Origin of the sequence: Corynebacterium sp. (assembly GCF_012837295.1) — a bacterium.
Taxonomy (GTDB): Bacteria; Actinomycetota; Actinomycetes; order Mycobacteriales; family Mycobacteriaceae; genus Corynebacterium.
Genome location: NZ_DURI01000109.1, coordinates 1 through 8,945 on the forward strand (window position 1 = coordinate 1; position 8,945 = coordinate 8,945).

Here is an 8,945-nt window from a genome sequence, read left to right on the forward strand (position 1 = left end):
GAAGCCGGGTCGTAGGTGCCTTCGGACGGCCGGATTCGGCGGGATGCTTCGCCTGCTTGACGACGGCCCGCCGAAACCTCCCCCGACGGGCTCATCCGCAGACGCAGGTCGGGCGCCGGCCGGGCGTGGGCCGGCCAGATTCGGCGGGCGTCGGCCGGGCGCGGGTCGGGCGTCGGCGGTTGCGGGCGGATGTTGGTGTCGAATGATCGACGCTCATTCGCCGGTGTCCGGAAAACCGCAGGTGGTCAGGTTTGCTACTCGGGAGCGTTGATCGTTTGACACGAAGCCGAGGCGTAGGTGCCTTCGGGCGGCCGGATTCCGGGCTTTTTGCTTGGCGACGGCCCGCCGAAACCTTCCCTCGCCGCGGAAGCCGAGTAAACCCGGCCGCGCACTCGGCATATGGCAGAACCCGCCCCGGCCGGCTCATACACTCAGCCCCCGACGTGGCGAAACCTCCCCCGGCCGCGGGAGTCGAGAAAACCCGGCCCCCGACATGGCGAAACCCGCCCCACCGACCGCACGAGGCGGAAGGTGGAGCGGGTTAGTTCACCGGGCAGCCTGCTTGTGCAGTGGACCGCCGGGGAGCTCATGATGGACTCCGGAGAGCCCAGATCGGCCCGGGGAGCCCGTGATCGGCCCTGGGGGCCGATGCCGAGACTTAGGCCGAAGCCTTGGCGAAGCGCTCGGCGACGTCGTCCCAGTTGAAGACGTTCCAGACGGCCTTGACGTAGTCGGCCTTGACGTTCTTGTACTGGAGGTAGAAGGCGTGCTCCCACATGTCCAGCATCAGCAGCGGGGTCAGGTTCGCGGAGATGTTGCCCTGCTGGTCGGTCAGCTGCTCGACGACGAGGCGGCCGGCGACGTGGTCGTAACCGAGGACGGCCCAGCCGGAGCCCTGCAAGCCCAGCGCGGCACCGGAGAAGTGATCCTTGAACTTCTCGAAGGAACCGAAGTCGCGGTTGATGGCCTCGGCCAGCTCACCGGTCGGCTCGCCACCACCGTTGGGGGAGAGGTTCTTCCAGAAGATGGAGTGGTTGGAGTGGCCGCCCAGGTTGAACGCGAGGTCCTTGGACAGGGCGGTGACCACGCCAGCGATGGAGCCGTCGTTGCGCGCGGCCTCCAGCTTCTCCAGGGCGGCGTTGGCGCCGTTGACGTAATTCTGGTGGTGCTTGCTGTGGTGCAGCTCCATGATCTCGGCGGCGATGTGCGGCTCGAGGGCGTCGTAGGCGTAATCCAGTTCGGGCAGCTCGTAAACGGCCATGGTGAGGTCCTCCTTGAAGAATCGATTTCGCTTGTGACACCCGATGGTACCGATCCTCCGCAATTACGCAAGGTTTCGTGCGCGTAATTCGGTTGGTTCGATAGGTCCGCCACCTTCTCGCCGGGGGCTGGCCGACGGCGAGTGGTCCACGTCACCGGGCGCGTGGCCCCGACGGTACCCGCGTTCGCGGATCGGGGTCGTCCGCCCAGTTCATGCGGCCCGCGTATCCTCGCGCCCATGACTGATTCACGCGCGTTCACCCCGATCCCCGCGACCCCGGAGGCCCTCCTCGACGAGGGCGGCCACGTCGATGGTGAGCACCTGGTGCTCGGGACTCCATACGGAGGTCCGTGGCCCGATGGTGCGGAGGCGATGGTCATCGCGGCCGGCTGTTTCTGGGGCGTCGAAAAGCTTCTGTGGAATGCGCCGGGAGTGTGGACGACCTTGCCCGGATATGCGGGCGGGGTGACGCGGTGGCCGTCCTACCGCGAGGTGTGCGGCGCGCGGACCGGGCACACGGAGTCGGTGCTGGCGGTGTTCGATCCGGCCGTCACCGATTTTGCGGCGCTGCTGCGCCTGATCCTGGAGAACCACGATCCGACGCAGGGCGACCGGCAGGGCAATGACATCGGCCCGCAGTACCGGTCGGCGGTGTTCCCGCTGAACGAGGACCAGGCCCGCATCACCGTCGAGACCCTGGAGGCGTACGGGCCGAAGCTGGCGGCGGCGGGCTTTGGGCCGATCACCACCGAGGTCACGCCGCTGTCGCAGACGCCGACGGGGCGTTTCTGGGTCGCCGAGCCGTTCCACCGCGGGTACCTGGAGGCGAATCCCATGGGTTACTGCCCGGTGCACGCCACCGGCGTGACCTGCGGCTAGCGGGTGGCCTTACGGCCTTTTGCGTGACGACGGCCCGCCGCCGCGTGCAGGTTCGGGTGAACATAACACGCGACATAACACTCAACTTCGCACTGTGTTGAGTTGAGTGCGAAGTTGAGTGTGGAGTTCGGGGCGATGTCCAGTGTCAGTCTGCTTTCTGGACCCGGCGGTACCGCTGCTTGGGGCTTCGCGCGGGCTCGGTCGGCTCGATGGCTCCTTCGGCGATGAGGGCGTTGATGGCCTTGGTCACTGCGGATCGACTTAGGCCGATGGCCTTGACGATTTCCGAAGTGCTGGCACTTTCCTTCTCTGTCATGAGGGCGTTCACGTGGTCGTATGCCGTCACGTACTTCTCTGCGGGGGCGACGCGGCGCCGGCGGAAAATGAGCGTGAAGCTGGCGGGTTCGTTCTTGACTTCGGGAGGCGGCATCAGGGCTTCCGCCAGCGAGCTTTGGATCACCGCGAAGCCCGTGCCGCGGTTTTCCGCGACGATGCCTCCGCCTGGGAAGGAGGTCGATTCGAGAAAGGTGGAGAGCCGCTGGTTTCTGGTTGAGCTGACACCCGCTTTGCCGAGGTTGTTGACGGTCACGCCTCCGTAGAGGCCGCCCGGATTGGTGATCTCGAGTCGATCCACGAACATGTTGACCTGCACCTGGGACCCCCGGGAATTCGGGGAGTAGTCGCGGTGCATTAGAGCATTGACGACGGCCTCCCTGACGGCGATCAGCGGGTAGTCGGGAAGTTCCGTTCGGTAAACGTCATCGATCAATCCGGCGATTCGCATGTTGCGTTTGACCTTTTCCACGGCCGCGTCGATCAGCTCGGGGATGGGTCCGGCGAGGGTCGCTGAGTCCAGCAGCCGTTCGCCCGTGCTGATGTCGCCCTTCGATGTTCCCGGGAACAGGGCAAAAGTCACGGTCAGGCGCGGAAAGAACTCTTGCGGGTAGTCACCCATTGCCAGGAGTGCGGCGAGGGTCGGGTGGCCGTCTTTGGTGATGCGCAGGCGCTGGCGAGCGATGTCGTCGCCGTCTGCGAACGTGCGCTTGCGTACGCTCCGCTGAGCTGTGAGAAACGTCTCGAGTGCGTCGGTGTCTAGGTCCCCTTCGGAGGCCTCGGGGACCGGCTCTTCATCCCACTTGGGCTGGTGGTGTTCCTCGAGCAGTCGGTCGATTTCGTACCGAGAGAGTTTGATGTCGGCATCGCCTAGGCGGATGTAGCTGCTCTGGTACATCCCTTGCTCGCGGATGTAACAAGGCTTGTTCCGGGGCTCGATCTCCGGGACTTCGGCGACCAGAATCGGGGATCCGGCGAGGTCATGAATCTCTATGTCGACGCGAACGGATGGTTCCATCTGTTCGCAACGCGAAACCAGGGAATCCCGTGCTTTGGCCGCATCGAAGCCGGGCACCGGGGAAAATCCCTCGGCTTCGGACAGGCCGACGATCAAGAGCCCGCCGGACCCATTGGAAAAGGCGCTGAGCGTATCCCGAACGTTCTTGCCCACGCCGCTTTTGACCTCGATGGCCTGCTGGTCGGTGCCGATCGTACGAAGCTCGTCGATGAGGGCTGACAGGGCGTTGGAATCCATGATGCCTCGGTCCTTGCTGGTGGAGGACATGCCGACGCTGCTCCTCGCCGAACATAACAACCAACATAACACTCAACTTCACACAGTGTTGAGTTAAGTGTGAAGTTGAGTGCGAAGCTCGGGCTGAACCGTGGTCCGAAGCCTGGTCCGAGGTGTGGGATGGGGTGTGGGTGCGCGCCGGCTACTGCTGCGGCGCGTCCTTCGGATCGGTCGGGGCGGCCGGGTCGGTGCCGGCGCTGTTGTCGCCGAGGCGGTTGGCGGCCTCGGCCTGCACGCGGTCGATCTTGTCGGCGTACTTGCCGCCGGTGCGCTTGTCGATCTGGTCGCCGACCTTCTCGATGCCCTGGCGGACCTTGTCGGGGTTGTCGCCGATGAACTTCTTTGCCTTGTCGATGAGGCTCATGGTGCCCCGCCTTTCCTTCTTGTCCTGCTTATCTTGGTGTGCCGGTGCTTCGGCAGATCGAGATAAGAATACGCCCGCTTCCCGGCCTGATGCCGGGAAGCGGGCGTCGCCGTGTGGTGTCGGCTACTGCTGGGGCTGGTCGCCCTCGCCGCCGAAGCGCTTGCGGGCGGCGTCCTGGGCCTTGTCGACGTGCTCGGCGTGCTTGCCGCCGGTGCGCTCGTCGATGGCGTCGCCGCCCTTGTCGATGCCCTGGTTCACCTTGTCCGGGTTGTCGTCGGCGAACTGCTTGGCCTTGTCGAAGATTCCCATGTGTCGCTTCCTTTCCTGGTCGGGTGACCGCACGGGCCTCGTGTGCCCGTCCAGCCGTCTGGACGTGACCCACGTTACGTAGGTGCCGCCGATCTCGCAGGCTCCCGATGCGAGGAGCTGGTTCAGTTCGATGCGGGGATCGGGTGCAGAATGCATGAAGGGTGAATTGCAGAAGTGTCGGAGGGCCTCATCGCCAGACCTCATCGCCCCAGCTAGGAGGGCGAAACTAGGCCATTAGTAAGACAAAAGTGCCCAGGTCATCGCGGTGGGGCGCCTCGATGGTCGTGTTGACGGTCGAAGTGATTCATTTCGGGCGACGTTACGTGTTCTAGGCAACATTTCTCGACGATTTGTGAGGTCGAGTTTCGCTATTCGGGCGGTAAGCTCATATCCGGTAACGGGACTGCGTGTTCTGGATGCGGTCCGGTCGACTGGTCGACGGTTGCCGTCGTGGCGGATCCATGGAGTGGGGTCGGGCACGATGATCCCCAACGCTCCTCATGAGTACAACGTCACGATCAAGTTCCGGTTGGATAATCCAACGTACGACCCGGCTACGTGTTATGCCCTTTATGCCCTTTATGCTTTCGGCGGGAGATTGCGCCGGGCCCACTTCGCGATCCTCTTGAATCGCACGCCCGCCGCCCCCGCGCCGTCGTCGTCAAGCTCGAAGCCCAAGATCGCCGCCCACGCAGGCAACGACTCCACCTCATACCGGTGCCCATGCCCATCGCCGACGTCGACGCTGACCAAACCATCGATGAGCACCTGCAGGAACGTCACCACCGGGAACCACCGCACCGCCGACGACACGTCGCGGCCCAATCGCTCGCGCAGCCAATCCGGCCGCCGCCACGCCAACGGATAATCCCACCACACGATCGGATCCGACGCGTGCTGCAGATACGCCACTCGCGGATGCTCCCACTCGCCCAACGGCTCGCCGTGGAACGACTCCCACAACTCCTGCGGCCGCGTGGCGAACCGGATGTGCCGGCCCCCGTCGATCACCGGAGCGATCTCCGGCGACCCCGCATCGCGGCGGCGCGTCAGCTCCTTCCACATCGGCGTGAACTGCGGCGTCCCCGTCCACAACGCGCCGTCCACCGACGCCAGCATGTCCTCCGCATCGGCGAACGCACCGTTGCCGCCGAAACCGCCCAGCGACTCGCCCGCGATGATCAGCTTCGGCCGATCCCCCTCCGGCAGCAGCTCCCACTCCTCGCGGATGCGGCGGAACAGCGCACGGCCCGCAGCCGGCGGCGTCTCGTGGTCCGCCAGCCACGCCACCGGCGACGGCAGATCCGAATACTGCAGCCCCACCTGCGCGCAATTGCCGCCGGTGAGGAACTCCACCGCCATCAACCCCCACGGCGAAATCCACCCCGTGCCCGTGGTGACGTGCACGATCAGATGATCCCGCCGGAACGCCCCCGTGCGATGCAGCTCGCGGACGATCAGCTCCGTCTGGAACTTCAGCGACCGCCCCCGCACCTTCCCCGCGTACACGCGGATCGGCTCCATCACCTCGTGCCGCCCGCGCTTGGTCACCGCCGCGATGTCGCGCGCCCGCGGCCCGTCCGCCACCATCGACCGGCCCTGCGCCCCCAGCGCATGCCACGGCTCCAGCGACCACGGGCTGCCCGAACGCTCCGGCTCCCACGGCTGCGACCGCCCCGGCATCACCCGCATGTTCACCCGGTGGGCGTTGCGGTACACGCGCTCGATGGTCCTGCGGACCACCAGCTTGTCGACGGCCAGCCCCACCCCGCCACCGACCACCACGCCGGCGGCCACGGGCGCGACACCCCGGGGCACCCACGGGCGGATGACGCGGCGGAGCTGATCGAAGGCGAACTCCGCGGCGAACGTCAGCCCCTGCGTGGCCAGGTACGCGCCCGACGCCGCGACGGTGCCGCCGAACTGGGCGCGCGCCGACGACAGCGCGTCCATGCCGACCAGGCCGCCGATCGACTGCTGATGCTCGATCGACCGCCACCAGATCCACGCCGTCGCCGCCGTCATCGACCCGTGCCACGCCAGGGCGATCGCCCGCTCGGTGCGCACCGACGGCGCGAACCGGCCGAGCTTCGTGCGCCGCAGCCGCGCGTCGGCAAGGCGGAAGCCATAGCCGACCGCCACGCCCACGACATGGCCCGTGATCTGCGTGCCGAACGACACCATCGCCGTCGACGTCGCCGGCCTGGGCATCAACGACGGGCTGAACGCCGCCCACGACGCCACCTCCGCGCCGACCAGACCCGGATTCGACGGGATCCCCCGCCACGGCCGCGACCTCGGCCGAATGGGCAGCGCCGCACTCGCGGCCCGGGCCGTATCCCGGGCCATCGACTCGCGGGCCCGCGCATCCCGAAGCCGCGCGACCGGCTTCAGCGCGCGCACGAATTCCATGCCCTCAATAGTGTCAGAGGCAAGACGGAATTTCCGCCGGTCACGCGGGTTGCGGGGGGATCGCGGCGCGACGGGGCGTCGTAAAGCGGATACGGTGCGTGTGTCCAGGGTCACCGGCGGCAACCCTGTCGCCCCACATGCCCGAGCGGGCATACTCGGACACAGGTACACAACCATTGGGGCGTGAACGGGCCCAACCCGGCGGCACAGCCACCGGAGGCGAACCCACGCCGGCCCGAGCCCCGGAAGGACACGAACATGAAGGTCTCCGCCGGAAACAAGGTCGTGCTCATCGGCGCCGGCGACGTCGGCGTCGCCTACGCATACGCCCTGGTCAACCAGGGAATCTGCGACCACCTCGCCATCATCGACATCGACGAGCGCAAAACCGAGGGCAACGTCATGGACCTCAACCACGGCGTCGTCTGGGCCCCCTCCCGCACCAAGGTCACGAGCGGCACCTACGCCGACTGCGAAGACGCCGCCCTCGTCGTCCTCTGCGCCGGCGCCGCCCAAAAGCCCGGCGAGACGCGGCTGCAGCTCGTGGACAAGAACATGCGCATCTTCCGCTCCATCGTCGGCGACGTCATGGACAGCGGATTCGACGGCATCTTCCTCGTCGCCACCAACCCCGTGGACATCCTGACCTACGCCACCTGGAAGTTCTCCGGGCTGCCCGCCCACCGCGTCATCGGCTCCGGCACCGTCCTGGACACCGCCCGCTTCCGCTACATGCTCGGCGAATACTTCGAGGTCTCGCCCATGAGCGTCCACGCCTACATCGTCGGCGAGCACGGCGACTCCGAGTTGCCCGTGCTGTCGTCCGCGAACATCGCCGGCGTCGGGCTGCGGCGGCGGCTGGAAAAGAACCCCGAGCTTCACGACGAACTCGAGGAGATTTTCGTCCGGACCCGCGACGCCGCCTACGAAATCATCGACGCCAAGGGTTCCACCTCGTACGGGATCGGCATGGGGCTCGCGCGGATCACCCGCGCCATCTTCCAGAACCAGGAGGTCGCGCTGCCCGTGTCGGCGCTGCTGCGCGGCGAGTACGGGCACGAGGACATGTACATCGGCACGCCGGCGATCGTGAACCGCAAGGGCATCCGCCGAGTCGTCGAGCTCGAGTTGGACGAGTACGAGACCGCGCAGTTCGACAAGTCCGTCGCCACCCTCCGCGAAATCCAGGACCCCTTCTGGGACAACGGCGAGTACGTCCCGCAGTAGGGGCGTCGGGTCGGGGCCGCCGTCACTTCCGCAACACTGGCAGCGGCGGTTAGGGCCTCGGCGTCAGCAAGTTTGCTATCGCCCAAAACGGGACACCGGCAGAATCTTTGCGTCGATCTGACCAGCGCGTTTAGAAACCCCGTTTGTCCGGTTTTGGGCGATTCGCGGAGATTTGGGGCGGATGTGATGTGGACGGGCCGTCGTCAAGCACATCGCGGTGATGAAACCGGCCGGAGCTCGAACGCGCGGAATGCCGTGTGCGAGGTTGGGGCGTGTCGGGGGACCGGTGATGGCGCTCCAACGGCGCTGAGGTCCGTGTGGGCGCTCACGGTTTAGGCGGGGAGCTGCGGTGATGCGAATACTCGCGTCACACCAGCCCCAAACATTCTGGACGCGTTCATTTTGAAACAACGCGGCCGCAAAACTCCAGGACTTTTGGGCCGCCGATGTTTCAAAATGAACGCAAAAGGTCGAGGCTGTTACTGGTGTGACACGCCTGCGGTGAGCCGGGTGAAGTTTCCGCGATGTGAGGCGGGAGCCGAGGTCGCGCGGTCTAGATAAAGGAGTGAGGTCGGGGAATCGAGGCCGTGCGGTCGAATCAGGGGGATGGGTGCGGGGAATCGGCGCGGCGCGGGAGTTTTCAAGGGCTCAGGGGCCGGGCGCGAAGGGGATGGTCGCGACCGTTTCGTGGAGCGCGCCGCCGGAACGACCCTCGCCGAGGCGGGAACTGACCAACTCGATTTCCGTCGCCGACCACGAGGGGCCGGAGTAGACGGAGAGGGCGTGAACGACCTCGTGCAGAATGCCCGCGCCATCGTGGCGGGCGGGTCGTGCCAGGTCGCGGCCGAAATCGGCGGGGGACGGGC

At 66.4% G+C, this 8,945-nt stretch carries 7 protein-coding genes and 1 pseudogene; 2 read left to right on the forward strand and 6 right to left on the reverse strand.

All coding sequences use genetic code 11. The features are described 5' to 3' along the window. Positions 1-658 precede the first annotated feature (658 nt). A complete protein-coding gene (locus tag GX015_RS03650; protein ID WP_102213055.1) occupies positions 659-1,261 on the reverse strand; it encodes a superoxide dismutase in 603 nt (200 codons plus the stop codon). A 237-nt stretch (positions 1,262-1,498) separates the two neighbouring features. Here GX015_RS03650 and msrA point away from each other — a divergent pair, with 237 nt between their 5' ends. Further along, positions 1,499-2,140 (forward strand): peptide-methionine (S)-S-oxide reductase MsrA, encoded by a 642-nt coding sequence (gene msrA / locus GX015_RS03655; RefSeq protein ID WP_291342876.1) that lies wholly within the window; start codon positions 1,499-1,501, stop codon positions 2,138-2,140. 145 nt (positions 2,141-2,285) lie between these two features. On the opposite strand, the gene GX015_RS03660 is transcribed toward msrA, so the two are convergent. The 4 genes from GX015_RS03660 to GX015_RS03675 all read right to left on the reverse strand — a co-directional run bounded on the left by GX015_RS03660 (position 2,286) and on the right by GX015_RS03675 (position 6,852). After that, a complete protein-coding gene (locus tag GX015_RS03660; RefSeq protein ID WP_291342878.1) occupies positions 2,286-3,758 on the reverse strand; it encodes an ATP-binding protein in 1,473 nt (490 codons plus the stop codon). A 151-nt stretch (positions 3,759-3,909) separates the two neighbouring features. Further along, positions 3,910-4,131, reverse strand: coding sequence for an antitoxin (locus tag GX015_RS03665; RefSeq protein WP_291342880.1), 222 nt, complete (start codon positions 4,129-4,131; stop codon positions 3,910-3,912). Between the two features lie 123 nt (positions 4,132-4,254). Then, positions 4,255-4,440: an antitoxin gene (locus tag GX015_RS03670; RefSeq protein ID WP_291342882.1), complete on the reverse strand. Its 186-nt coding sequence runs from the start codon at positions 4,438-4,440 to the stop codon at positions 4,255-4,257. Between the two features lie 579 nt (positions 4,441-5,019). After that, positions 5,020-6,852 (reverse strand): alpha/beta-hydrolase family protein, encoded by a 1,833-nt coding sequence (locus GX015_RS03675; protein ID WP_291342883.1) that lies wholly within the window; start codon positions 6,850-6,852, stop codon positions 5,020-5,022. A 258-nt stretch (positions 6,853-7,110) separates the two neighbouring features. On the opposite strand from GX015_RS03675, the gene GX015_RS03680 reads away from it, so the two are divergent. Continuing rightward, the gene (locus GX015_RS03680; RefSeq protein ID WP_291342884.1) at positions 7,111-8,079 is read left to right on the forward strand and encodes an L-lactate dehydrogenase; all 969 of its coding nucleotides are present in this window, start codon (positions 7,111-7,113) and stop codon (positions 8,077-8,079) included. A 648-nt stretch (positions 8,080-8,727) separates the two neighbouring features. On the opposite strand, the pseudogene GX015_RS03685 reads toward GX015_RS03680, so the two are convergent. After that, positions 8,728-8,945 (reverse strand): annotated as a pseudogene (locus GX015_RS03685) (hypothetical protein); the annotation flags it as partial.